The organism is Kribbella pittospori, assembly GCF_004331465.1.
Lineage (GTDB): Bacteria > Actinomycetota > Actinomycetes > Propionibacteriales > Kribbellaceae > Kribbella > Kribbella pittospori.
Genome location: NZ_SJKB01000007.1, coordinates 248351 through 271816, shown reverse-complemented (window position 1 = coordinate 271816; position 23466 = coordinate 248351). Strand labels below are relative to the sequence as shown.

Annotated in this window: 23 protein-coding genes and 1 pseudogene; 9 read left to right on the top strand and 15 right to left on the bottom strand. The window is 69.5% G+C overall.

The features are described 5' to 3' along the window. Window positions 1-1212 carry an MFS transporter gene (locus E0H73_RS23400; protein ID WP_131360028.1) on the bottom strand — a complete coding sequence of 404 codons (1212 nt, stop codon included), beginning with the start codon at window positions 1210-1212 and terminating at the stop codon, window positions 1-3. 58 nt (window positions 1213-1270) lie between these two features. On the opposite strand from E0H73_RS23400, the gene E0H73_RS23395 reads away from it, so the two are divergent. The 4 genes from E0H73_RS23395 (at window position 1271) to E0H73_RS23380 (ending at window position 3931) form a co-directional block, all read left to right on the top strand. Further along, complete coding sequence (locus E0H73_RS23395) at window positions 1271-1837, top strand: winged helix-turn-helix domain-containing protein (protein WP_202867524.1); 567 nt, start codon at window positions 1271-1273, stop codon at window positions 1835-1837. Between the two features lie 72 nt (window positions 1838-1909). Then, complete coding sequence (locus tag E0H73_RS23390; RefSeq protein ID WP_131360026.1) at window positions 1910-2356, top strand: NfeD family protein; 447 nt, start codon at window positions 1910-1912, stop codon at window positions 2354-2356. Continuing rightward, on the top strand, window positions 2344-3231 hold the full coding sequence (locus E0H73_RS23385) for an SPFH domain-containing protein (RefSeq protein WP_131360024.1): 888 nt from the start codon (window positions 2344-2346) through the stop codon (window positions 3229-3231). The genes E0H73_RS23390 and E0H73_RS23385 overlap by 13 nt, the downstream gene beginning before the upstream one ends. Before the next feature lie 46 nt (window positions 3232-3277). After that, window positions 3278-3931: a DedA family protein gene (locus tag E0H73_RS23380; RefSeq protein ID WP_202867523.1), complete on the top strand. Its 654-nt coding sequence runs from the start codon at window positions 3278-3280 to the stop codon at window positions 3929-3931. Here E0H73_RS23380 and E0H73_RS23375 read toward each other — a convergent pair. Both E0H73_RS23375 and E0H73_RS23370 read right to left on the bottom strand, forming a co-directional pair. Continuing rightward, on the bottom strand, window positions 3917-5209 hold the full coding sequence (locus E0H73_RS23375; protein WP_238164216.1) for a hypothetical protein: 1293 nt from the start codon (window positions 5207-5209) through the stop codon (window positions 3917-3919). The two genes, E0H73_RS23380 and E0H73_RS23375, sit on opposite strands and share 15 nt — an antisense overlap. 111 nt (window positions 5210-5320) lie before the next feature. Next, window positions 5321-5998, bottom strand: a complete 678-nt coding sequence (locus E0H73_RS23370; protein ID WP_165555792.1) for a hemerythrin domain-containing protein — start codon at window positions 5996-5998, stop codon at window positions 5321-5323. 105 nt (window positions 5999-6103) lie between these two features. Here E0H73_RS23370 and E0H73_RS23365 point away from each other — a divergent pair, with 105 nt between their 5' ends. Continuing rightward, window positions 6104-9370 carry an ATP-binding protein gene (locus E0H73_RS23365; RefSeq protein WP_165555791.1) on the top strand — a complete coding sequence of 1089 codons (3267 nt, stop codon included), beginning with the start codon at window positions 6104-6106 and terminating at the stop codon, window positions 9368-9370. Window positions 9371-9437: 67 nt separating this feature from the next. After that, window positions 9438-10001: a carboxymuconolactone decarboxylase family protein gene (locus E0H73_RS23360; RefSeq protein ID WP_131360016.1), complete on the top strand. Its 564-nt coding sequence runs from the start codon at window positions 9438-9440 to the stop codon at window positions 9999-10001. Between the two features lie 86 nt (window positions 10002-10087). Here the strand turns inward: E0H73_RS23360 and E0H73_RS23355 are convergent, their stop codons facing one another. The 7 genes from E0H73_RS23355 to E0H73_RS23325 all read right to left on the bottom strand — a co-directional run bounded on the left by E0H73_RS23355 (window position 10088) and on the right by E0H73_RS23325 (window position 17203). Next, entirely contained in the window at window positions 10088-11536 is a 1449-nt protein-coding gene (locus E0H73_RS23355; RefSeq protein WP_131360014.1) for a multicopper oxidase family protein, read from the bottom strand. Continuing rightward, entirely contained in the window at window positions 11537-12001 is a 465-nt protein-coding gene (locus E0H73_RS23350) for a hypothetical protein (RefSeq protein ID WP_202867522.1), read from the bottom strand. Window positions 12002-12086: 85 nt separating this feature from the next. Then, entirely contained in the window at window positions 12087-12851 is a 765-nt protein-coding gene (locus E0H73_RS23345) for a type III pantothenate kinase (RefSeq protein WP_131360012.1), read from the bottom strand. Further along, window positions 12851-13705, bottom strand: coding sequence for a carboxylating nicotinate-nucleotide diphosphorylase (gene nadC, locus E0H73_RS23340; protein ID WP_131360010.1), 855 nt, complete (start codon window positions 13703-13705; stop codon window positions 12851-12853). Before nadC ends, E0H73_RS23345 begins: the two co-directional genes overlap by 1 nt. Further along, on the bottom strand, window positions 13698-15365 hold the full coding sequence (locus E0H73_RS23335; RefSeq protein ID WP_131360008.1) for an L-aspartate oxidase: 1668 nt from the start codon (window positions 15363-15365) through the stop codon (window positions 13698-13700). Before E0H73_RS23335 ends, nadC begins: the two co-directional genes overlap by 8 nt. Window positions 15366-15509: 144 nt before the next feature. Then, window positions 15510-16337, bottom strand: coding sequence for a pantoate--beta-alanine ligase (panC, locus tag E0H73_RS23330; RefSeq protein ID WP_131360006.1), 828 nt, complete (start codon window positions 16335-16337; stop codon window positions 15510-15512). After that, window positions 16334-17203, bottom strand: coding sequence for a Rossmann-like and DUF2520 domain-containing protein (locus tag E0H73_RS23325; protein ID WP_131360004.1), 870 nt, complete (start codon window positions 17201-17203; stop codon window positions 16334-16336). Before E0H73_RS23325 ends, panC begins: the two co-directional genes overlap by 4 nt. 79 nt (window positions 17204-17282) lie before the next feature. Here E0H73_RS23325 and E0H73_RS23320 point away from each other — a divergent pair, with 79 nt between their 5' ends. Then, on the top strand, window positions 17283-17840 hold the full coding sequence (locus tag E0H73_RS23320; protein ID WP_131360002.1) for a 2'-5' RNA ligase family protein: 558 nt from the start codon (window positions 17283-17285) through the stop codon (window positions 17838-17840). Beyond that, window positions 17837-18718, top strand: coding sequence for an SAM-dependent methyltransferase (locus E0H73_RS46625; protein ID WP_131360000.1), 882 nt, complete (start codon window positions 17837-17839; stop codon window positions 18716-18718). The genes E0H73_RS23320 and E0H73_RS46625 overlap by 4 nt, the downstream gene beginning before the upstream one ends. A gap of 20 nt (window positions 18719-18738) precedes the next feature. On the opposite strand, the pseudogene E0H73_RS23310 reads toward E0H73_RS46625, so the two are convergent. After that, window positions 18739-19821, bottom strand: a pseudogene (locus E0H73_RS23310) (PH domain-containing protein); the annotation flags it as partial. Between the two features lie 197 nt (window positions 19822-20018). Beyond that, window positions 20019-20507: a PH domain-containing protein gene (locus E0H73_RS23305; protein WP_131359996.1), complete on the bottom strand. Its 489-nt coding sequence runs from the start codon at window positions 20505-20507 to the stop codon at window positions 20019-20021. A 25-nt stretch (window positions 20508-20532) separates the two neighbouring features. Here E0H73_RS23305 and E0H73_RS23300 point away from each other — a divergent pair, with 25 nt between their 5' ends. Beyond that, on the top strand, window positions 20533-21738 hold the full coding sequence (locus E0H73_RS23300) for an NADH-quinone oxidoreductase subunit D (RefSeq protein WP_131359994.1): 1206 nt from the start codon (window positions 20533-20535) through the stop codon (window positions 21736-21738). Window position 21739: 1 nt separating this feature from the next. Here E0H73_RS23300 and E0H73_RS23295 read toward each other — a convergent pair whose 3' ends face one another. The 3 genes from E0H73_RS23295 to E0H73_RS23285 are packed head-to-tail and all read right to left on the bottom strand — an operon-like array spanning window position 21740 to window position 23465. Then, on the bottom strand, window positions 21740-22525 hold the full coding sequence (locus E0H73_RS23295) for an inositol monophosphatase family protein (protein WP_131359992.1): 786 nt from the start codon (window positions 22523-22525) through the stop codon (window positions 21740-21742). Window positions 22526-22584: 59 nt separating this feature from the next. Continuing rightward, on the bottom strand, window positions 22585-22980 hold the full coding sequence (locus E0H73_RS23290) for a hypothetical protein (protein ID WP_131359990.1): 396 nt from the start codon (window positions 22978-22980) through the stop codon (window positions 22585-22587). A 44-nt stretch (window positions 22981-23024) separates the two neighbouring features. After that, entirely contained in the window at window positions 23025-23465 is a 441-nt protein-coding gene (locus E0H73_RS23285; protein WP_131359988.1) for a hypothetical protein, read from the bottom strand. Window position 23466: the final 1 nt, after the last annotated feature.

Here is a 23466-nt window from a genome sequence, read left to right as displayed (position 1 = left end):
CTAGTGACTGACCGCCTCCACAACCGAATCCTTTGTTCGCACCAGGAGTACGGCGGCGATCGCGGCGGTCACCACACCGGTGATCCCGCAGGTCACGAAGGTCATCCGGGTCCCGAGTACCGCACCGAGCAGACCACCCAGGGGAAGCGCGATCAGACTGCAGCCCCGGACCGTGCCGCCCAGCGCTGCGACGACCCGTCCGCGGACGTGCTCGGCCGTCCGGGTGACGATCAGGGTGCTGCAGGCGGCGTTGAGCATGCCGCTGCCGGCTCCGACCGCCAGGCACCCGATGGCCAGCGTGACCACGTCATGCGACAGACCCATGAGCACACACGAACCGCCGATGGCGGCCATCCCGGCCAGCAAGGCCCGGGAGCGGGACGCAGCCGTCACCAAGCGACCACTGCCCCAGGCTCCGAGGATCGCTCCGGCTCCCTGGGCGGCCATCAGCCAGCCGTAGCCCGATGCGCCGAGTCCAACCTCGTCGGTGACCAGGAACACCTCGACGACGTTGACCGCCTCCCCCGTGAGCACGAAGACCCACAGGCACGTCACCAGGATCCGGAGCAGTGAGTCGCCGTACAGACTGCGCAGACCTGCCATCAGCGCACCGGGCTCCCGGACAGCTCCCGGCTCGGGACGGCGGCGGGTGGTGACCAGCCGGGCGACCAGGCCGAGGACAAGGAAGGTCAGGGCGTCGAGCAGGAGGGCACCACGGTCCCCCGACCAACCGACGAGCACCCCGCCGACGGCGGACCCGGCCAGGGTGGCGACGCCGATGAGCGCCTGGCTGGTACCGGTCGTCTTGCCGACCAGCTCGTCACCGACGATGCGTGGGATGAGTGCACCCCAGGCCGGTCCGGCCACGGCCTGGCCAACCTGCAGCACGCAGACCAGCGCCAGGGTCTCGGCCAAGCCGTGGCTGAAGGCCAGGCCGACTCCTGCGATCGCCTGAAGCAAGGACGCCCAGACCAGGACTGTGCGGGAGTCGTGCCCGTCCACGATCCGGCCCGCCAACGGGATCATCGCGACGGTCGGTACGGCGAACGCCAGCAGCAGGGCCGTGATCGCGCCGGGTCCGCCGTCGTGGGACACGCGCAGCATCAACGCGACCAGCGCCACCGAGTCACCCGCGTAGGACAGCGCGCGGGCCGGCAGCACCAGCCGGATGTCGGGGAAGGACCAGATCGAAGTCTGAAGTGATTGCTTCATAGTTGTGAAGCTACTGCTTCATATTCCGGATCGTCAAGGGATTGGCTACGCTGACCTCGTGGCCAAGAAGAAACCCGTGGTGATCACCGATCCGCGGGCGATCCGCGCCCTGGCGCACCCGGCCCGGCAGCGGGTCATGGACGAGCTCTACGACGGCAACGTGCTGACCGCGACCGAGTGTGCGGAGCTGGTCGGACTGACTCCGTCGGCGATGAGCTACCACCTGCGAGCGCTGGAGCGCTGGGGCATCATCGAGCGCGCCGAGGACTCCGGCGACGGCCGGGAGCGGCCCTGGCGGTCACGGGGTGCCAGCCTGATGATCTCGTCGCAGTCGAACAACGTGGGCCGGGTCGCCAGCCAGACGATCATGCGGACGACGGCGGACCGGGTCCTCGAGCAGTTCGAGCAGGTCGCCGCCGACGACCCCTGGGACGACGTCAGCTCGCTGAGCCGGTCCCGGCTGTGGCTCACCCATGAGGAGGCCACGCAGTTCGGGGAGGAGCTCAGGGACCTGGTCGACCGCTACAAGAAGGGCCGCGGCCCGGCCAACCATCCGGCCGGTAGCCGGATGATCAGCACCCTGCTGGCCGTCGTACCGACCGGGAAGCCGCCACAAGATAGCTGAACCGTTAGCTGCCTTCCCGCGTATCCAGAGGTACCTTCGAAAGAGAGGTTCTCTCCGCCGGCGGGTGGTCATATGGAGTCCTGGCTTTTGTGGTTGATCATCGCCGCCGTCCTCGGCACCGCCGAGTTGATGACGGCAACCCTTGATCTGCTCCTGCTCGCCGTCGCCGCGCTGGCCGCGGCCGGAGTCGCCGGTCTCGGGCTCCCGACCGGCCTGCAACTCCTCGCGTTCGCCGTCACGGCCGGCGCGATGATCACGCTGGTCCGGCCGGTCGCGCGACGGCACCTGAGATCGCACCCGCAGCTGCGGACCGGCGTCGCGGCGCTGATCGGGCGCGAGGCCGTGGTGCTGACCCCGTGCGGCCGCGATCCCGGCCGGGTCAAGATCGGCGGCGAGGAGTGGAGTGCCCGGTCGTACGACCCGGACCTGCTCATCCCCGCAGGCACCCGGGTGGATGTCTTCGCCATCGAGGGGGCCACCGCCCTCGTCCATCCTCAGGAGGATCCATGGCCGAACTGATCATCGGGCTGGTCGTCGCCCTGCTCGCCGTCGTCCTGGTCCTTCGGACCGTCCGGATCATCCCGCAGGCGCGGGCCAGCAACGTCGAGCGCCTCGGCCGCTACCTGCGCACGCTCGAACCCGGGCTGAACGTCGTGATCCCGTTCATCGACCGGCCCCGGCAGCTGATCGACCTGCGCGAGCAGGTGATCTCGTTCGAACCGCGGTCGGTGATCACCGAGGACAACCTGGTCGTCGACATCGACACGGTGCTGTACGTCCAGGTCACCGATCCGCGGGCGGCGGCGTACGAGATCGCCAACTACATCCAGGCGATCGAGCAGCTCACCGTCACGACGCTGCGAAACGTCATCGGCAGCCTGGACCTGGAGAAGGTGCTGACGTCGCGGGAGCACATCAACTCCACCCTGCGCGGCGTACTCGACGAGGCCTCCGGCAAGTGGGGCATCCGGGTGAACCGGGTCGAGCTGAAGGCGATCGACCCGCCGGCATCGATCAAGGAGTCGATGGAGAAGCAGATGCGGGCGGACCGCGAGAAGCGGGCCACGATCCTCACCGCCGAGGGCCAGCGCCAGTCCAGGATCCTGACCGCGGAGGGCGACCGGCAGGCCGCGATCCTGCGGGCCGAGGGTCAGGCCAAGGCGATCGACACGGTGTTCGAGGCGATCCACCGCAACGACCCGGACCCGAAGCTGCTCGCGTACCAGTACCTGCAGATGCTGCCCGAACTGGCCAAGGGCCCGGGCAACACGTTCTGGGTGATCCCGTCCGAGGTCACCTCCGCGCTACAGAACGTCACCAAGGCGTTCAACGGCTATCTTCCGGAGATTCCTCCCGACACCAACGGCCACAGCCCTGAGAATCCCCTGAAATAGTTGCCTCGTCCCGTAATCGGTTGACCCCGGATGTCACTATGGGTGCATGGGGGAACCGTTGCACGCGCTCGCGATCATGGTCCCGACGGGCGGGGTGGCGATCGTCGCGTACCTGGTGGTCGGCCTTGTCATCGGCGTCGAGAGCATGGGGGTTCCGTTACCCGGTGAGACGACGCTGATCGCGGCCGCGTTGCTGGCGTCGCAGGGCAACCTGCATCTCGAGTTCGTCATCGCGGCGGCGGCCACCGGCGCGATCGTCGGCGACTCCGTCGGGTACTACATCGGCCGGAAGGCGGGCCGGAGCCTGTTCGAGCGGCTCGGACGCCGGTTCCACCACTTCTCCGAGGACCGGATCGTCAAGGCCGAGAAGTACTTCCACAAGTACGGCGTCTGGACGGTCTTCTTCGGCCGGTTCGTGGCGCTGCTGCGGATCTTCGCGGGTCCGATGGCGGGCATGCTGCGGATGCCCTACCCCAAGTTCCTGGCCGCCAACGCGGCCGGCGGGATCGCCTGGGCGACCACGATCGGCATCGTCGCGTACAACATCGGCGACAACGCCGACAAGATCTTCGGCCAGTTGTCGGTCTGGGCCCTGGTCGTGCTCGCGCTCGGCGCGGTCGCGGCGTACACGTACTACCGGATCCGCCGCCGGCACCGGGAGACCGCCGCGGTGCGGGAGCCGGAGTCAGCGGACGTATAGCACCAGGTGCTGCGTGATCGTCCCGCTCATCGAGCGGCCGTACATCGTCGCGGCCGGCAGCACGAACCGGTAGGCGAAGGTCCCCGCCGAGCCCGCCCGGAACGCCAGCGACGTCTGGCCGTTGCGGATCGGCGTCGCCTTGACGCCGACCCACCGGCGCAGCACGCGGTTCCACACCTGCAGCGTCGCGGTCGAGCTCATGGCCGGCTTGATGGTCGCGAACGCGGTGACGGTCGACCCGCGCTTCTTGACCGTCAGCCCGCCGACGAACCCGGCCGACACGACCCGGACCACGTTGCGGACGTACGTCGGCCGGCTGTTCGACGTACTCGTGAGCAGACCGGGCTTGGTGTAGTTCGGGACCGAGACCGTGTACGGGCGGCTGCCACCGGTCGGAACCCCGATGTCGTAGTGCCCACCCGCCGTCGTCTTACCGCGGGCGACCGGGGTCCAGCGGCCACCGGGAATCACCTGCGTGAGTACGACGATCGGCACCCCGGCCGGCGTGGCCCGTCGCTGGGTGCACGGCGTCTCCGGCTCGCACGCCACCTGTTGCAGGATGACCCGGCCGCGGGCGCGGATCGGCAGGCTGAACTGGGCCAGTCCCGGCATCGCCGCGCTGATCGAGCTGGTCAGGCCGAGCACCTGCCCACCGAGCCGGGTGCTCCACTCGTTCTGCGTCCGGACCTGGAACACGTACGGCGGCTTGAGGCTGTTGATCACCTGGCGCGTCGACGTCGTCGCCGGACCGACCGGTCGCAACTGCTCACCGGGCTTGCCAACCATCGGCACGTACTTCTGGGTGCGCGGCCCCTTCACATCCAGCGGGTCGTCCGGAGTGAAGTCCTGCGGCACCACCGGCACCGTCCACTGCATCAGCGCGCCCGATCGGCCCGCCGGTGCCACCGTCGCCGCACTCGGCCCGACCGGCCCGTCGGTGTCGAAGACGGCAGAGCGGGCGAGCTTGCTGGTCACCCCACCCTGCGAGGTCCCGATGGCGACCGCCACCCGGTAGTTCCCGTCCGGCGGGAAGGCCGACGTCGGGATGTCCCAGCTGTTCGCTTCGCCCGCGCCGACGTACTTCACGTACGACGGGCTCTCGCTGAGCACACCCTCGATCGTGATCCGGTTCGGGGCGTTGTCGTCCTTCCAGCTGACCTGGACCGCGGTCCGGCCGTCACCGGACCAGCCGACCGCCACGTCGGTGGGAACCGGATCCGAGGAGCAGGCGGTCAGCACTGTTGTGCCACACACCACCGCCAGCGCCGCGGCGAGCATCCGCCGCACTCCGACCACCTCGTCTCAGCTGCCTCACAACCGACCGGGTGAACCATACCCAGACCAGTGTGCCGAGTCCGTAGCGTCGTTGCCGGATCGGTATGCCGGCAATCACGGCGTGGCGGTGCCGTGGACGGCGAGTGCGTGCTTGCGGAAGGCCCGGCGGGACAGCATCGGGACGACGGACCGGATCAGCCACGGGGTGTGGCTGACGATCTCGGCCACGACCTCCGGGTCGCCCTCGTACTGCATCATCCCCAGCACCAGAGGGAGCTCCGGCTTCGGGAGTCCCTTGACACCTTCCTCGCCGAGCTGCAGCCACTCCTCCTCCGTGACGTTGCGGGCCGCGATCGGCAGCAGGCGCTCCTCCTCCGCGTCCAGATGCTCGCAGAGACCGACGTAGAGCTCGTCCAGCAGCCGCGCGAGCTCGTCCCGCTCCGCCGGCCGTGCGGTGGAGCGCCACTGCGCACGCACCCGCTCGATGTCCTCCAGCACGGCCGCGACCCGCTCGTGCTGTGCCTCCATCAGGTGCACGATCGGCGCCAGCTCCTCCGGCACCCGCTCGAGCAGCTTCGGCCACAGCAGCCGGTCCTCGCCCGTGTGGTGGAGGTGCAGGACGCTGGTCAGGAACTCCAGATGCGCACAGATCGTGCCGGCCCGCCGGGTGTCACCGTCCTCGACTGCGCGAACCAGGCCGGGCGCGAGCCGGAACTCGCGCCGGAAGGCCGTGTGGACCACGATCATGTCGCGGGTGTCGACGAGTTCGGTCGGTTGTTCGGCTGCGGTCACGGCTGCCCTCCTGAGCGCGGATGCGGTACGAGTCCACTCTGCGCGCGGTGTCTTGCGGCTGAATTGCAGACGGCTTGCACCGCAGTGCGCCCTATTCTGCGAATCATGCAGGTCCGGGTGCTCGGCGGCATCGAGCTCGTGGTCGGCGGGTCGGTCGTCGACCTCGGCGGCCTCAAGCAGCGCGCGCTCCTGGCGATCCTGGTGACCGCCGACGGGTACGCCGTACCGGTGGATCGGCTGGTCGACCTGCTCTGGGGAGAGGAACCGCCGGCCAAGGCGATGACCTCTCTGCACGCCTACATCGCAAGGCTCCGGCGCCTGCTCGAACCTGTACGCGAGCCGCGTGCGCCCGCCCACGTGCTGGTCTCCCGGCCACCGGGGTACGCCTTGCTGCTCGACGGGATCGACGTCGATGCGCGGCAGTTCACCGCTCTGCTGGCCGAGGCGTCGCCTTTGATCACCGCCGATCCGGCCCAGGCGGAGACGCTTCTCCGGACCGCACTGGACCTCTGGCGGGGTGATGCCTTCGCCGACGTGGCCAGTACGACGCCTGCCATCCAAGCGGAAGCGGCTCGTCTCGAGGAGCTGCGGCTGACCGCCGTCGAGGATCTCTGGGCGACCCGGCTCGCGCTCGGTCAGCACCGCCTCGCCGCACCCGAGCTCGAGCATCTCGTCGAATCGCATCCGTTGCGCGAACGGCTGTGGGCACTGCTCGCGCTGGCGCTCTACCGGTCGGGACGGCAGGCCGATGCGCTGGATGCGTTGCGCCGGGCACGCCGCCGACTGGTCGACGAGGCCGGCCTCGACCCGGGGATCGGACTGCGCAACCTCGAGGAGGCGGTCCTGCGGCAATCCCCCGACCTGGACCTTCCGACCTCCGCCGACTCCGCCGCACTGCCGGGCAGGGGGGAGCAACTGCTCGAGGTACGGCGGGCGATGGACGAGGCGACTGCTGGAAGCGGCCGCGTTGTCCTGGTCAGCGGGGAGCCAGGTATCGGGAAGACGTCGTTGGCGCAAGCCGTGGCCACGGACGCGAAGGCGGCCGGCTTCCGGTGCGGTTGGGGCGGCTGGGAGCCCGATGCCAGTGCTCCGCTCTGGGGATGGCAGCAAGCTGCGGACCAGTTGTTCGGCGACACCGGCGTACTCCAGCTGTCCGGTCCGGCGCCGATCGACGCGGCGTCGTCGACCTTCCAGCTGGCCGGCACTGTGGTCGAGGCCTTGCGGTCCGGCCCCGCATCGCTGCTCGTGCTGGACGACATGCACTGGGCCGATGCGGACAGCCTGCGTCTGCTGCGCCGGATCGCCGCCACGCTGGCCGACGTACCGGTCCTGCTGGTGGTCACCTGCCGGGATGCGGACGCTGACATCAGTACGGCGGTGGCCGAGGTCCTGGCTGCCCTGGCCCGGCTCGATCCCGTACGGATTGAACTCGCGGGTCTCGACGAGGACGCGATCAGAGCACATGTGTCGCTCAACACCGGTGTCGACGTCGACCGCCAGGTCGCCGCGGCGATCCGGAGCCGGACGGACGGAAACCCCTTCTACATCAACGAATTCGTCCGCCTGCTGGCCAATGCCGGCGACCTGACCGACCCAGCCGCGCCGTCCTGGCAAGAGGTGCCCGGTGGGGTCCGCGACGTGGTCCGGCAGCGGTTGACCCAGCTGCCGGACGAGACCGGCGACATCCTCGCGGCTGCGGCGGTCCTGGGTCGATCTTTCGACCTCGACGTGGTCGCGGCCGCTGCGGGCGTAACGGCCGAGGCCGTCGATGACTCCGTCGAGGCCGCGCTGCGCTGTGGCCTGCTCGAGGAGGAGACACCGAGCCGCTACCGGTTCACGCATGCGCTCGTACGGGACGCGATCTATCGCTCGCTGCCCGCCCCCGCTCGCGCCCGGGCGCACGCACGAGCCGCGCAGGCCTTGGAACGGCAGCGCATCGGCCATCTCGAACCCCACACGGCACAACTGGCCGAGCACTACCGGCTCGCTGGATCCGTGCATGCCCGATCGGCCTGGACGTTTGCGAACCGGGGCGCTCGCCGGGCCGCCGAGCGCTCCGCGCACGACGAGGCACTGCGGCTGTTCCGGATGGCGGCCGAGCTGCAGGACCGGGATCCGATGGCGACCGCTGAAGAGCGGGAGGCGGTGCTGACCGGTCTCGGCCGGGCCCAGCACTGGATGGCGCGTCCGGTCGAGGCATGGGTCTCGCTCGCCGACGCGGCGCGCTCCGCACTGGCCCGCGGCGACGCCGTTGCGGCCGCTCATGCGCTGCTCGTGATCAGCGAACGCAACATCTGGACGTGGCGTGACTACGCCGCGCCGGACCAGGTGGCGATCCAGCTGTGGGACCAGGTCCTGGCCGCGCTGCCGGCCTCGGAGACGCTGCTCCGGGCACACGTCCAGGCCACCCTGGCCGTCGAACTCCTGTACCAGCCGGAGTCCGCGGACCGTGCGACGTCACTCGCGACCGATGCCTTGCTGACGACCAGGCAGGCCGGCTCACCACAACAGCTGCTCCCCGTCCTCCAACTGACCCACTTGGCCATGGAACGGCCCGACCTGCTCGACCGCAGGGCCGCGATCGCCGACGAACTCGTGATCCTGGCCGGCCGGCACGACGACGTCTCCGGACTCGCCGCCGCGCTCTGTATGCGGGCCGTCGACCGGGCCGAGCGCGGCGCCTGGGAGCAGGCAGTCGCCGACATGCACCGCGCCGAGCGGATCGCCGCACAGCACCAGTTCGTCCCGGTCCTGCTGGTCGCCGGCTCGGCGCTCGCGCTCGAACGGCAGGCGGTCGGCGACTTCGCCGCCGCGGAGACGGCGCTGGAGCGCATCGTGATGCTGCAGTCGACGGTCTCAATGGCGCCGTTGGCTCTCGGCATCGGCCAGCTCGCCACCATGCGCATGATCCAAGGCCGGCTGGCAGAGCTGGAACCGGCGCTGCGCGAGGCCGCGCTGCACCAGCTGGTCCTGCGCGACCTGCATGCGCTGGCGTTGATCGCGTGCTCCCGGACCGACGAGGCCAGGATCATGCTCGGCGACTGGGCGGAGCAGCGCCCACTGCTCCGGGACTTCCTGTGGATCGGCATGACCGGGATCCGGGCCAGGGTCTGGATCGAGTTCGGCGACCAGCGCGCGATCGCGGACCTGCGCGACCAGTTGACGCCGTACGCCGATCGGCTGGCGGTCGGGGGCATGGGCGCGTTCTTCCTCGGCAGCGTCCGTCACACGCTCGGCCACCTTGCCCTCGCCGCCGGGGACCGCGCCGCCGCGCGTGAACTGCTCCGCGCCGCGCTGGACACTCACCGGCGCCTGGGCCTCGAGGCTCACGCCGCGGCCACCGCGGCACTGCTGCGCCAAGCTGAGCAATAGCTCCAACGTCGTTGCCGGATCGGTACGCCGGACCTACCGTGAAGGAGCCACAAGGGGGGAAACCAGCATGGCATTCATCGACACACCGTCCGACCGTGACTTCTTCGAGAGCAACCGGGCTCCGGCAGGTCACATACCGAACTTCGTCACCACGTTCGCGGCCCGGCCGGCCGTGTACGACGCGTGGAAAAAGCTCAACGGCGCGATCAAGGAATCCATGGACCTGCGCCGCTACGAGTTGGCCACGCTGGCCGCCGCGACCGCGCTGAAGTCGAGCTACTGCAGCCTCGCGCACGGTCAGGTGCTGGCCGACAAGTTCTACACGTCCGAGGAGGTCGCGGCGCTGGTCGACGAGCCGCCGGCCGACCCGGTCGACCGCGCCGTGATGGCCTTCGCGCGCAAGGTCGCGCTGGCCGCCGACACCATCACCCAGGCGGACGTGGACGAACTGAAGGCCGTCGGACTGACCGACTCCGACGTCCTCGACGTCGTCCTCGCCGCGGCTGCCCGATGCTTCTTCTCCAAGACCCTCGCAGCAACCGGCACCCCACCCGACGCCGCGTTCAACTCGCTCCCCGACCTCCTCCGCAAGGCCCTGACCGTCGGAGGAGGTGTGCAGCTCGACAGGTAGTGCACCTGCGAGACGCCGTATACCGGGCGCGAGTGCGCTCGGGTGCACTACGACTGACCGGCACACCTCCTGTCCAGCTGCACGCCCTACTCGGGCTGATTGCCCGGGGAACCACCGAGGTGGAAGTTGCTGGTGACGCCGGTGTACATGAGGTGGGTGACCAGGCCCTGTGCGGCATGCGGCAGGTTGTGGCAGTGGTCCATCCAGATGCCCGGATTGTCGGCGACGAACGCGACCTCGTAGGTCTCGTCGTCCTCGACGTTCAGTGAGTCCGTCCACCACGGGCTGCCGGTCGCGGCCGTGCCGTTGCGACTCAGTACGACCACGTGGTGGCCGTGCAGGTGCATCGGATGGACCTGGCCGGACGTGTTCTTGATCGTCATCCGAACGACGTCGCCCTCGGACACCACGAACATCGGCACGTCCGGGAACTGGTGCCCGTTGATCGTCCACCACAGCCCGGGCTTGCCGTCGAAGAACCCGGGCCGGCGGCCGATGGTGTACTGGAAGTTCCGGTCGGCCTTCGCCGGATCGAACTCGAGCCGCTTCGGCGAGCCGTAACTCAACAGGTCGACCCGGTCACGCGGTTCGGTACCGGTCGGCGCGTTGCCGTCACCGATCACCAGCGTGGTCGGCCCACCACCCAGGCCGATCCGCACGGCTGATCCCTGCGGCATCGTCACTTGCAGATCGATCCGTCCACCCGCGGTGACGAGCACGGTCTTGTTGCTCACCTCGGTCGGCGCGTTCACGTCGGTCCCGTCGACCGCCACCACCCGGTACGGCGCTCCGTCGACCCAGGCAGCCATCGGCCCGTTGTCCGTGTTGATGAGTCGCACCCGGACCGTCGATCCCGGTGCCGCCACCCGGCGTTCGCCGTACCCGCCGTTGACTGTCCGGATCTTGTCGTACGTGTGCACGGCCGCGATCACGTCGGTCGGGCTCGGTTGCACGATCAGTACGCCGTACAGGCCCTTCTTCACCTGTTCGTGGGAGACCTGGTGCGAGTGGTACCAGTACGTGCCGGCGTCCTTCGCGACGAAGCGATAGACGAACGACTGGCCCGGGCCGACCGCGTCCTGGGTGACGCCCGCGACGCCGTCCTCGGCCGCCGGTACGTCGACGCCGTGCCAGTGCAGGGTGATTCCCTCGGGAATCGACTCGTTGTGCAGGGTCACCTGGATCAGATCGCCTTGTTTTGCGACGATCTGCGGGCCGGGAGACGTGTGGTTCAACGTGTAGCCGTCCACCGACCCGCGCCCGGGGATCTCGAACTTCTCCTTGCGGGCGGTCAGCTCCACCGCCACGTCAGGCGTTCCCTCGGCCGGCCCCTTCAGCGCGCTGACGTCCTGGCCGTGATGGGCATGGACCATGGGGCCGCCACCGTAGTCGGCGTACCCCATGGTCATCGGGGAGAGGTCGTTCGGAATCAGGCTCCGCTGCCAGAAGAAGGCCAGCGGCGCCAGTACGACCAGTGTCGCGGCGACAGCGATCAGCAACCGGCGCCGCTCGGCCAGCTTTGTTGCCAAAGGCATCTAGACGGTGGTCGTCGAGCCCGGGGAGTCAACTCCCGAGTCCGCCGCAGTCTCAGCGGCCGGCACCCGCGCGGCGGCGGCTCGCCGGGACGCGATAGCGGCAACCGCGAGCAGCGCGAACGCGTTCAGGCCATGCAGCGCGCCGAGCGCGGGCGCTCCGAACGACAGGAACGCCAGCGTGATCTGCAGCGCGACCAGGCCGACCACGTAGAGCGCCCACCTGACTCCGCCCTTGACCTTCGCGAAGAACGACACGATCAGCAGCAACAGCGCGAGGATCGGAATCACCATCATCCCGAACTGGCCGTGCAGAATGTGCCCGGTGTTGCCGTCGTAGTTCTTGTCGATGACCAGGCCGTCGTCCATGTCACTGATCGCCGTGAACCAGCCCAGCGCGATGAACATCGCCTGCAGTACGACGCCGATGGCAACGAGACCGGCCAGTACCCGATAAACAGACCTCATAGCTCTCCCCCAACCCCGGTTTCCCCTGAGCACATGGTGATCCCGGTCACCACAACGACACAAGGGCTCCTGCCCGATCAGGCAACTATTGGTTGTTCCGGGCAAACGCGTGCTGCAGGCCGTGCAGGGTGAGCAACGGTTCGTGACGAATCTCGGTGGTCAGTTCGCCCGCAAGTAAAGGGGCGAGGGCACCGGTGAGAACCACCGGGGTCGAGGAATCAAGCGACTGCTCGGTACGGATCCGGCCCACCAGACCGTCGACCAGCGCCGCGAAACCGTGGATCGCCCCCGACTGAAGGGCTTCGACGGTGTTCTTCGCGACGACTGCGCGTGGTCGGACGAGTTCGACCCGGCGCAACTGGGCCGCGGCCAGGCCGAGCGCGTCGGTCGCGGTTTCGATGCCTGGGGCAATCACTCCGCCGATGAACGCGCCGGCCGGGTTGACCACGTCGATGGTGGTCGCCGTACCGACGTCGACGACCAGGCAGGGTGCGCCGTACTGATTGACCGCGGCAAGTGCGTTCGCGATCCGGTCGGTGCCGACCTCGCGCGGGTTGTCGACCAGCACCGGCAGCCCGGTCTTCACGCCCGGCTCGACCACCACCCCCGGCACGTGCGGGTAGTACCGCGCGACCACATCACGGAGCTCGTGCAACACATGCGGCACGGCGGAACACACAGCGATACCGGACACGGGAGACTCCCCGGTCAGCAGTCCCTGCAGCAGGACCGCCCACTCGTCGGCCGTACGCCGGGGATCGGTGCCGACCCACCAGTGTCGCTTGACCGTGCCGTCGAGCACCAGGCCGACCAGCGTCCTGGTGTTTTCGACGGCGACGGCGAGGAGCATCAGGATTCCCGCAGATCCAGCCCGATGTCGAGCACCGGCGCCGAGTGCGTCAGTGCGCCGACCGCGAAGTAGTCGACCCCGGTCTCGGCCACCGCCCGGGCCTGATCCAGCGTGAGTCCGCCGGAGGCCTCCAGCCGCGCTCGGCCGGCCACCTTCTCGACCGCCTCCCGCAACTGCGGGACCTCCATGTTGTCGAGCAGGATGAGCTCGGCACCGGACTCGACCGCGATCAGCGCGTCGTCGACCGAGTCCACCTCGACCTCGACCGCGAGGTCCGGGTAAGCCTTGCGGACCAGACGGAACGCCTCCGCCACGCCGCCGGCGGCGACGACGTGGTTGTCCTTGATCAGCGCCGCGTCGGACAGGCCCATCCGGTGGTTCTTGCCGCCACCGCAGCGCACGGCGTACTTCTCCAGCGACCGCAGCAGCGGCATGGTCTTGCGGGTGTCGCGGATGACCACACCCGTCCCCTCGACGGCGTCGACCCATCGGCGGGTGAGGGTCGCGACGCCGGACAGGTGGCACAGCAGGTTGAGCGTCGTCCGCTCAGCGGTCAGCAACTGGCGCGTCTTGCCACGGATCGTCATCAGTACGTCGCCCTTGCGCACCGACGCTCCGTCACGAACCGAGTACTCGAGCTCGATTTCTTCCGGAGCGGCCACCTGCCGGAGCACCAGTTCGGCGACCTCCAGGCCGGCGACCACGCCGTCGGCGCGTGCGACGAGTTCGGCCACCGAGATCTGGTCCGGGTCGACGGTCGCGACCGTGGTGACGTCGGCGCCACCGGCCAGGTCTTCCTCGATGGTGGCGCGCACCAGGTCACCGACCCACTGCCGGTCGACGGCTTCATCCATGGTGAGCATTCTCCTTGGTGTCGTGCGGGACGAACGTCGTACGTGGTCTCGCGGTATCGCCCTCGGACGGGAGGGTCAGGTCCAGACTGCCCGACCAGTTCCGGTCGTCGCGATCGGGGTGGTCCTCGCGCCAGTGTGAGCCGCGGCTCTCCTCGCGCACGGTGGCCGCGGCGATCAGCGCGGACGCCACCGTAACCAGGTTGGTCGCCTCCCATCCCGGCGTGCCGGGCTCGCCGGCCGGCTGCTCGATCAGCTTGCCGAGGGTCGCACCGGCCTCCGCCAGGCCGCGCGCACTGCGGATGACACCGGCACCGACGGTCATCACCCGCTGCACCTCGTCGACTACGTCCGCGTCGACCAGACCGGGGACGCGGATGTCGGCCACCGGCTCACGCAGGGGCGGGAGGCCGTCGGCAAGGTGAGCGGCAATCCGGCGAGCGAAGACAAGCCCTTCGAGCAGAGAGTTCGAGGCCAGCCGGTTGGCGCCGTGGACACCCGTGCACGCGACCTCACCGCACGCGTACAGCCCGGGCATCGAGGTCTGGCCGTCCAGGTCGGTCCACACCCCACCGGACGAGTAGTGACAGGCCGGCGCGACCGGGATCAGCTCCCGCACCGGGTCGATGCCGTGCGAGCGACAGGACGCCAGGATGGTCGGGAATCGGACCCGCCATTTCTCGTCGCCGAAGTGGCGCGCGTCCACGTAAACATGATCCTTGCCGGTGGCAAGCATCTGCCGCATGATCGCCTTCGCCACGATGTCGCGCGGGGCGAGGTCGGCCAGCTCGTGCTGCCCCTGCATGAACCGGTTGCCCTCGTGGTCGACCAGGAACGCCCCCTCGCCGCGGACCGCCTCGGACACCAACGGCTGCTGGCCCTTCGCGCTCTTGCCCAACCAGAGCACGGTCGGGTGGAACTGCACGAACTCGAGGTCACGCACTTTGGCGCCGGCCCGCAACGCCAGCGCCATGCCGTCGCCGGTGGACACGCTGGGGTTGGTGGTGGCGGCGTACAACTGGCCGATACCGCCCGAGGCCAGGATCACCACTCGGCTGCGGATCGCGCCGACGCCGTCCAGTTGACCCTCCCCCATCACGTGCAGGGTGACGCCGGCGACGCCTCCGTCGGCGGCGGTCAGCAGGTCGATGACGAGGGCGTGCTCGATCAGGCGGATGTCGTCGGCCCGCTTCACCGCGGCGACCAGCGCCCGCTCGATCTCCGCGCCGGTCGCGTCGCCGCCGGCGTGCGCGATGCGGTTGCGGTGATGCCCGCCCTCCCGCGTCAGCGACAGATCTCCGTCGGCCAGCGTGTCGAACCGCGCGCCCAGCTCGATCAGGTCCCGTACCGCATCCGGTCCCTCGGTCACCAGCGCCCGTACGGCGTCCGGATCGCACAGGCCGGCGCCCGCGACCAGGGTGTCCTGCAGATGGTCCTCGGGCGAATCCTCCGGGCTGAGCGCGGCCGCGATGCCGCCCTGGGCCCACTGGGTCGAGCCGGAGGCGACGACATCCTTCGTCACCACCAGAACAGTGCCGAGCTCACGGGCTTTCAGTGCAGCTGTCAGTCCGGCGATGCCAGAGCCGATCACCACCACGTCGACGGTGTCGGTCCAACCAGGCTCGGGCGCACACAACCGTTGCGGGACAGCAGGACCGGTCACGGGGCCTCCCGCCCTGGACTGAGGAGCGGAGGGAGCGAAGCGACTGGAGTGACGAGGGAAGGGCGGGAGTCAAAGCCCCGTGACCCCGCCGGCGCCGGAGGCGCGGCAATGTGCACCGTCATCCGGCGACCGTATCAATCGATTTCACCTGAGCGTGATGGAAATGTTGTCAATGAGACGAGTCATACCGACGCGGGCGGCGATCAGCATCCGGGCCTCGCCGGGACCGATGACTGGGCCGAGATCCGGCGCGCGCAGGGCGAGATAGTCGATCTTCACCGACGGCACCGCCTCCAGTTCGGCCTGGGCGGCGGCCATCACGGCGTCCGGTCCGTTCATGCCGGCCTTCGCGCCTGCGGTCAGCGCGCGGTACAGGACCAGCGCTTCGTCACGCTCGGTCTCGTCGAGGTAGCGGTTGCGTGAGGACAACGCGAGACCGTCGGGCTCACGCACGGTCGGCACCGGCACGATGTCGACGTCCCAGTCGAGATCGCACACCATCTCGCGGATCAGCGTGAGCTGCTGGTAGTCCTTCTCGCCGAACAACGCCAGGTCGGGCGCGGTCAGGTGCAGCATCTTCGCCACCACCGTGAGTACGCCGGCGAAGTGGCCCGGCCGGACCATGCCCTCGAGTTCATCGGCCAGTGGGCCGGGATGCACCGTGATGGACGGCTCGTTCGGATACAGCTCGTCGCGGGACGGGTTGAAGACCAGGTCGACGCCTTCGTTCTTGGCGACCGCCAGGTCGCTGGCCAGCGTGCGCGGATAACGGTCGAAGTCCTCCGCGGGCCCGAACTGCAACGGGTTCACGAAGATGGTCAGCACCACACTGCCCTCGGGCCCGACCCGCTCGCGCGCCTCGGCCAGGAGCGCCGCGTGCCCCTCGTGCAGGGCGCCCATCGTCATCACCACCGCCCGGGGCCGGACCGCCGCTGCCGCCCGCAGTTCGGCCTTCGTCTGGGTGAGTCTCATCGCGGTGCCTCCCCTGTCCGATACCGCTCCGGGTCGCCGCCCCGGTTCCCCTTCAGCACCTCGTAGAACCCGGCCGCCACCTCCGGCGACAGCCGTCCGTCCGCCGCCGCCAGTTCGACCGTCGCCCGGGCCAGTTCGGCGTACGTGCGCGCCGTCCGGTCCGGCAGTACGGCCAGATGTGCTGCCACCGTGTCGATGTCGCCCCGCGCGATCGGCCCGGTGAGCGCATGATGACCGGATCGCAGCGTGTTGTCGAGGGTTGCGGTCACCAGTGGCCGAAGCGTTGCGGCCGGATCTGCCACGCCTGCTTCCCGCAGTACGTCGAGGGCCTGGGTCAGCAACGTTGTCAGGTGGTTCGCGCCGTGCACGAGACCCGCGTGGTACAGCGCGCGGCTCTCCTCCGCCACCCACTGCACCTGCGCGCCGAGCAGCTTCACCAACCGCTCGACCATCGGCCGGGCCGCGTCGGGAGCGGTCGCCGTGAACAGCACGTCGTCCAGGCTGACCGGGTCGTCCCCGGTGAACGTCATCGGGGGATGCAGCGACACCGGAGTCGCCGGCAGACCCTGCAGTGGCGCGAGCCCGTGCGTACCGGACAGATGTACGACGTACTGATCGCTGGTCAACGGCAGTCCGGCGGCCACTTCGCGGATGAGGTCGTCGGGTACGGCGACCAGGACCACGTCGGCGCGTTCGGTGACCTCACCGGGAGTCAGCACCGGTACATGCGGAAGAAGCCGGGCGGCGCGTTCGCGTGACGCGCTCGACCGTGCGGTGACGCCGACCAGGGGATGTCCGGCGGCCGCCAAGGCTGCTCCCACGGCGGTCCCGGCCCGGCCGGCTCCGACCAAGCCGATCCGTTCCATCTTCACTCTTTTCGTTCCAGTCCCGCGGTGGGGTACCAGACGATCCACTGGTCAGCCTAGGTGATGAGAGCATGGCGTGGTGAGCGATGACTGGGCTGCGCGGAGGGGATTGTCCGCGATTCTGATCACAGTCCCCGAGTTGGCGGCGTACACCGATCGCTGGCGTTCGGTGTCCCGTTCGACCGCACGGCCGCACGTGCCGCTGACCGAGCTGATCCCGCCGCATGTCACCGTGCTGGTCCCGTGGGTCGCCGATCCCACCGACGCCGACGAGAAGCGGCTGAGGGCTGCATTGGCGAAGGTCGGGCCGTTCGAGCTGAGCTTCCCGACGGCGGGCCAGTTCCCGAACGGAACGGCGTGGCTGCGGCCGGAGCCCTTCGACACCGTGCGTTCACTGTTGCTGTCCGTGTTCGAGGCGTTCCCCGAGTGCCCGCCGTACGGCGGTGAGTTCCCGGAGCCGCATCCGCACCTCACCATCTCGTCGTCCACGCAGGGCGGCCCGGCCGTCGTCGCCGAGGCCCAGGCCGCGCTGGCCGAGAACGCTCCGCCGGTCGTGCAGCTCACCGAGGTCGGGCTGTGGCGGGAGGGCTCGGACGGCGTGTGGCGCCAGTTCGGTGCGGTCCCGCTGGGTGCATGACGACGTTCCGGGAATGCTGGCAGGCGGCGCTCTACGGACCGGACGGGTTCTACAGGCGCGAGCGACCGGCTGCCCACTTCCGTACGTCGGTGCACGCCTCCGAGCTCTTCGGACAGGCGATCGCCCGCCTCGCTCGCGCGGTCGGAGCCGACGAGGTCGTCGACATCGGCGCGGGCTCCGGCGAACTGGGCAAGGTCCTCCGCGCCGAAGGCCTCTCCGTCCTGGACATCGAACTCGACGACGAACTGCCGGCGTCCCTGACCGGTCTGGTCATCGCCAACGAATGGCTGGACAACATCCCCTGCGACGTCGCCGAACTCGACGAGAACGGCGTACCTCGCTATCTCCTTGCCGACCTGACTCCCGGCAATGTTGTCGACGGCAACGATCTCGCCTGGCTGCAGACCTGGTGGCCCCTGCACGAACCAGGCGACCGCGCCGAGATCGGCACCGCCCGCGACCAGGCCTGGGCAGACGTCGTACACCGTCTCACCGACGGCTCAGTCGCCGTGGCCATCGACTACGGCCATCTCCGCGCCGGCCGCCCGCCCTACGGCACCGTGACCGGCTTCCGCGACGGCCGCGAGTGCGACCCGTTGCTGGACGGCTCCTGCGACGTGACAGCCCACGTGGCGTTGGACTCGCTCGGAGGCTCCCTGCTGCTCCAGAGAGACGCCCTGCGAGCCCTCGGAGTGAGTGCGACCCGTCCAAGCTTGGACCTGGCTCAGACGGACCCGCTGCGCTACTTGTCCGAGCTGTCGTCAGCCGGCGAGGCCGCCGAACTGCAGGACCCCTCCGGACTCGGTGGCTTCGGCTGGGTCTGGACCGCAAACGGCGAAGACACCGTACGCCGCGCCTCCCGCGCCCTGTCGGCCTGATCCTGGAGCAGTGCGGCCGCTTCGGACTGGTCGCGGTGGAGGGCTACGGCGTCGGTGGGGCCGAGCGGGGTGTCTACGTGGACGTTGGCGAGGCCTAGACGGCGCTGGAGGGGGCCCTGTTGCAGGCGGACGGACTGGGTCTTGTGGTGCAGGACGATCGACGTACGGCGGCTGACCCAGCCTCGGACCGTGACGAGCACCTGGTCGTCGGCGCCGTACGCGAGGTAGCGCCAGCCGATCGGGCGCAGCCACTTGGCGCGCTCCGGGGCGCGGTGCATCTCCATGCGAGACAGGTCGAAGCCAGGCAGGACCCGTGCGAGTACGCCGGCCACCTCGACCCGCTCGCCGACCGGCAGGAGTTGCGCGCCCTCGTGGTCGTTGTCGCCCTCGTCCTTGTTGCCCGCCACACCGGCGATGTCCAGCTCCACGCGGGACCAGCCCAGCAGACGCCAGATGAGCGGCTCGGTGATCAGCAACCCCTGCACCCGGCCGGGCGGCACGGTCTGCCGCTGGACGTCGAACAGGCCGCGCTTGGTGCGCAGACCGTGGTCGCTCTCCGAGAGGGTGAAGCCGTGGTTGCCGACGACCTGCTTCCAGATCGGCTGCACCACACCGAGGAGCAGCGGCAGACCGGCGAACAGACCGATGTGGAAGTTCAGCACGGTCGCTGCGGCGATCAACCAGACCAGACCACCCGCGCTGGCGAGGACAGTGGACGACAGCAGGGTCGCACCGAGCAGGCGGCCGGTCGGGACCACCAGCAACGGCTTCAACTCGACCTGGTCGGTCTGCTGCTCGGCGACCTGCTGGCCCTTGGCTCTGACCAGCAGTGTGGTGCGCAGCCGGCCGGCCTCCTCGTACGTGAAGTAGCTGAGCTTGCCGTCGCTCTTGCCGCCGCCGGCGACGTCCATCCGCAGCTCCGCCATCCCGAACAGGCGGGCGACGAACGGCTGCGCCACGTCGATCGCCTGGATCCGGTCGAACCGGATGATCCGGGTACGCCGGAACAGGAACCCACTGTCGACCCGGATCGCATCATCGGTCAGCTGCCACTTGGTGAACCACCAGGACAGTGCGCCCAGCAGGATGCCACCGACCAGCACCGCGGCCAGTCCGATGCCCGCGATGGTCAGATTGCTCCGCAGACCCTCGTTGTTGACCAGGGCGAAGGCCGCGACGACGAAGTACCCCCAGCCCTTCACGAACGGCGTGAGCGGGTGGAGGCGGGCGCCGGTCTGCTCAGTCACCGGCGGACGCACCGCCGCTGTCTGTTGCCCGGGCGGCCCGGGCGTCGGCTCGGTCACAGGCCCCACGCCTGGGCCTGGCCGAGCGCCGAGAGACGGTCACGCAGCCGACCGGCCTCGTCCGGATGCAGACCGGGGATCTTGGCGTCCGTCGCCGGCGTGGCCGTGTGCAGCTCGACCGTGGCGATCCCGTACGCCCGCTCCAGCGGTCCCGCGGCCACGTCCACGAACTGCATCCGTCCGTACGGGACCACCACCAGCTCGCGGAACATGATCCCGTGGCTGACCAGCAGTTCGTCCTCGCGCTCGGCGTACTTCCAGGACCGCTGGTTGCGCCCGATCAGGACCCACGCCCAGACGAACCCGGCCGCCGCCATCTGCAGCGCGAGGACGCCGTACAGCCAGCCCACGGTCATCCCGAGCACGATCAGCAGCACGATCCCGGCTACGCCGGCGGTGATCCCCGCGTTCAGCCGGCGGACCGCGGCCAGCTTCGGCGAGACCGGCGTCCAGCTGACATCCGAGGGTGCGAAGAGGTCATCCACACACCCAGCCTGTCACGATAGGGGCATGAGTACGGAAAGAGTGGTAGGAATCGGTGCCGGGGCGGCCGGATTCGACCCTGCGTACGAGCGGGGCGGGACCGGGACCGGCTCGGAGCTGGCGACCACCGACATGGTGCTCAACATCGGTCCGCAGCACCCCGCGACGCACGGCGTACTGCGGCTGCGGCTGACCCTGGACGGCGAGCGGATCGTCGGCTGCGAGCCGATCATCGGCTACATGCACCGCGGCGCGGAGAAGCTGTTCGAGGTGCGCGACTACCGGCAGATCATCGTGCTGGCGAACCGGCACGACTGGCTGTCCGCGTTCGCCAACGAGCTCGGCGTCGTCTTCGCGGTCGAGCGGATGATGGGCCTGGAGGTGCCGATCCGCGCGGTCTGGCTGCGTACCCTGCTGGCCGAGCTGAACCGGATCCTGAACCACCTGATGTTCCTCGGCTCGTACCCGCTCGAGCTCGGCGCGATCACCCCGGTCTTCTACGCGTTCCGCGAGCGGGAGACGCTGCAGGCGGTGATGGAGGAGCTGTCCGGCGGCCGGATGCACTACATGTTCAACCGCGTCGGCGGGCTCAAGGAGGACCTCCCGTACGGCTGGCTCGGCCGCGCGTCGGCCGCCTCGGTCGCGGTCCGCAAGCGGCTGCCCGACATCGAGGACCTCATCCTCGGCAACGAGATCTTCCGCGCCCGCACCGTCGGCGTCGGCAAACTCGCGCCCGAACTGATCGCGCAGTACGGCGTCTCCGGCCCGATCGCCCGCGCCTCCGGGGTCGACGCCGACCTCCGCCGCGACGAGCCCTACCTCGGGTACGACGAACTCCTGCAGGACGGCGTACTCCGGGTCGTCACCCGGCCGGAGGGCGACTGCTTCGCGCGGTTCTCGGTCCTGCTGGAGCAGGTGAAGGTGTCGCTGGACCTGGTCGACGCCTGCATCGACAAGCTGTCGTCGATGCCCGCCGGGCCGGTCAACGTGCGGCTACCGAAGATCCTGAAGGTGCCGGAGGGCCAGACCTACGCCTGGACCGAGAGCCCGCTCGGCATCAACGGCTACTACCTGGTCTCCCGCGGCGACAAGACGCCGTGGCGGCTCAAGCTGCGCTCGGCCAGCTTCAACAACATCTCCGCCCTGCCCGCGCTGCTCCCCGGCACCGTGATCCCCGACATGATCGCCATCCTCGGCAGCATGTTCTTCGTCGTCGGCGACATCGACAAGTAGCTCAGTGGACGGCGGTCTGAGCGATCAGCTCGAGGAGCGGGTCGGCGAGGGCTGCGGAGACGGCGAAGGTGCCGCGGGACTCGGGGGCGTGCTGTGAGCCGTCGAGGTCGAGGACCGTGACGCCGGCCTCACGGCAGATGGAGACGCCGGCCATCGTGTCCCAGGGCTTGTTGGAGAACATGATCGTCGCGTCGAAGTGACCGGCCGCGGTCCAGGTCAGCGCGGTGGCCGCCGTACCGATCATCCGGATCCGCTGAGCTCGCGGGTACAGGAGCTGCGTCAGGGCGAGCCGCTCGGCGTTCACCCGGTCCGCGTCCGGGCCGACCCCATAGTCGCCCACGGCAACCAACGCCTCACTCAGGTCCGCGCACTCGCTACCGCCGATGGGCTTGCCGTTGCAGGTCGCACCGTGGCCCTCGGCCGCGGCGTACCTGGTCCCGAGCGCGGGATGGTCGATCACGCCCGCCACTGCCCGTCCCTCGTGGATCAGTCCGAGCGAGATCCCCCACAGCGGTACGCCGTGGATGAAGTTCACCGTCCCGTCGATCGGATCGAGCACCCATCGGGTCCCGTCCGTCGCGCCGCCTTCCTCCTCACCGAGTACGCCGATCTCCGGCGTCTCCCGCTCGAGAAAGGCACGCACCTCCCGCTCCACGGCGAAGTCCACCTCGGACGCCATGTCCCGATCGCCCTTGGATGTGAGCACCCCAGGCGCCCGGGAGTCGGTCACCACCCGGCCCCGATCGACGGCGGCTTCGGCAACCTTCAGCAGTTCAGCGAGATCCACACCCAGAACCTACGCGGGATCACCGGCTCCCCGCTCCTCCCGGTCCACCACCCGGTCGCTCAGGCGATTCCCGGTGCCCTCCGGCGACGCCGCCAGGCCGCCGCGGCAGCTGCCGCTCCGATCGCCAACGCCCCAGCACCCGCCGCCTGCCCGATCTTGATCGGACAGCCTGACGCGCACTGCGGGATCGGATACGGCTGGCCGGGATTCAGCTCGTGCGTCTCGCTGGCCGCGACGTACGCCTCGTTGGCCGGGAACGGCCAGCCCTCCGCGCTGAGCAGCCGGTACCAGTCCGCGTCCTCCCACGCCTTCCGCCGGCACGTCACGTTCACCGACGCCGACTCGAACGGCGGCGGGCCCAACTGCCCGATCGGCAGGTGATCCTCGTTGAAGACCGTGACGTGCCCGTTCGGATCGTTCATCGTCACCGCCGGATAGTTCGCATCCAGCCCCATGGCCATCCCCTCCCCACACCGAAGTATGGGCCGGGAGGTCCGCGTCAGGAAGCGGCCAGGCCTCGCAGCTTCAGATCCACGACGGTGGGGGCGTCGGCCTGGGAGTGTTTGTCGCCGGCGGCAACGACCGTGGCGACCTCCTGGTCGATCTTGTCCAGGCGCTGGTCGATCTTGTCCAACCGGCGCTGCATCAGGTCGACGAACTCGGCGTTCTCGACCACCCGCGCGCTGGTGATCCGGGAGTACTCCTGCGCCACCTGGGCGCGTTCGTCGGAATGGGCCAGCCGCTCGACCAGCAACTGATGGCGGAACAGCACCGAGGCGGCGATCGCGATCACGACGGCGCCCGCTGCGGCAGTCCGCAGAATCCAAGCATTCTGGGAGAAGAGCGCGACACTCACACCCAGGCAGACAACGATCAGCAGACCGTTGGCAACGGTGAGAACTGTGGTCCTGGTTCGACGGCGGCTACCCCTTGACCCCATG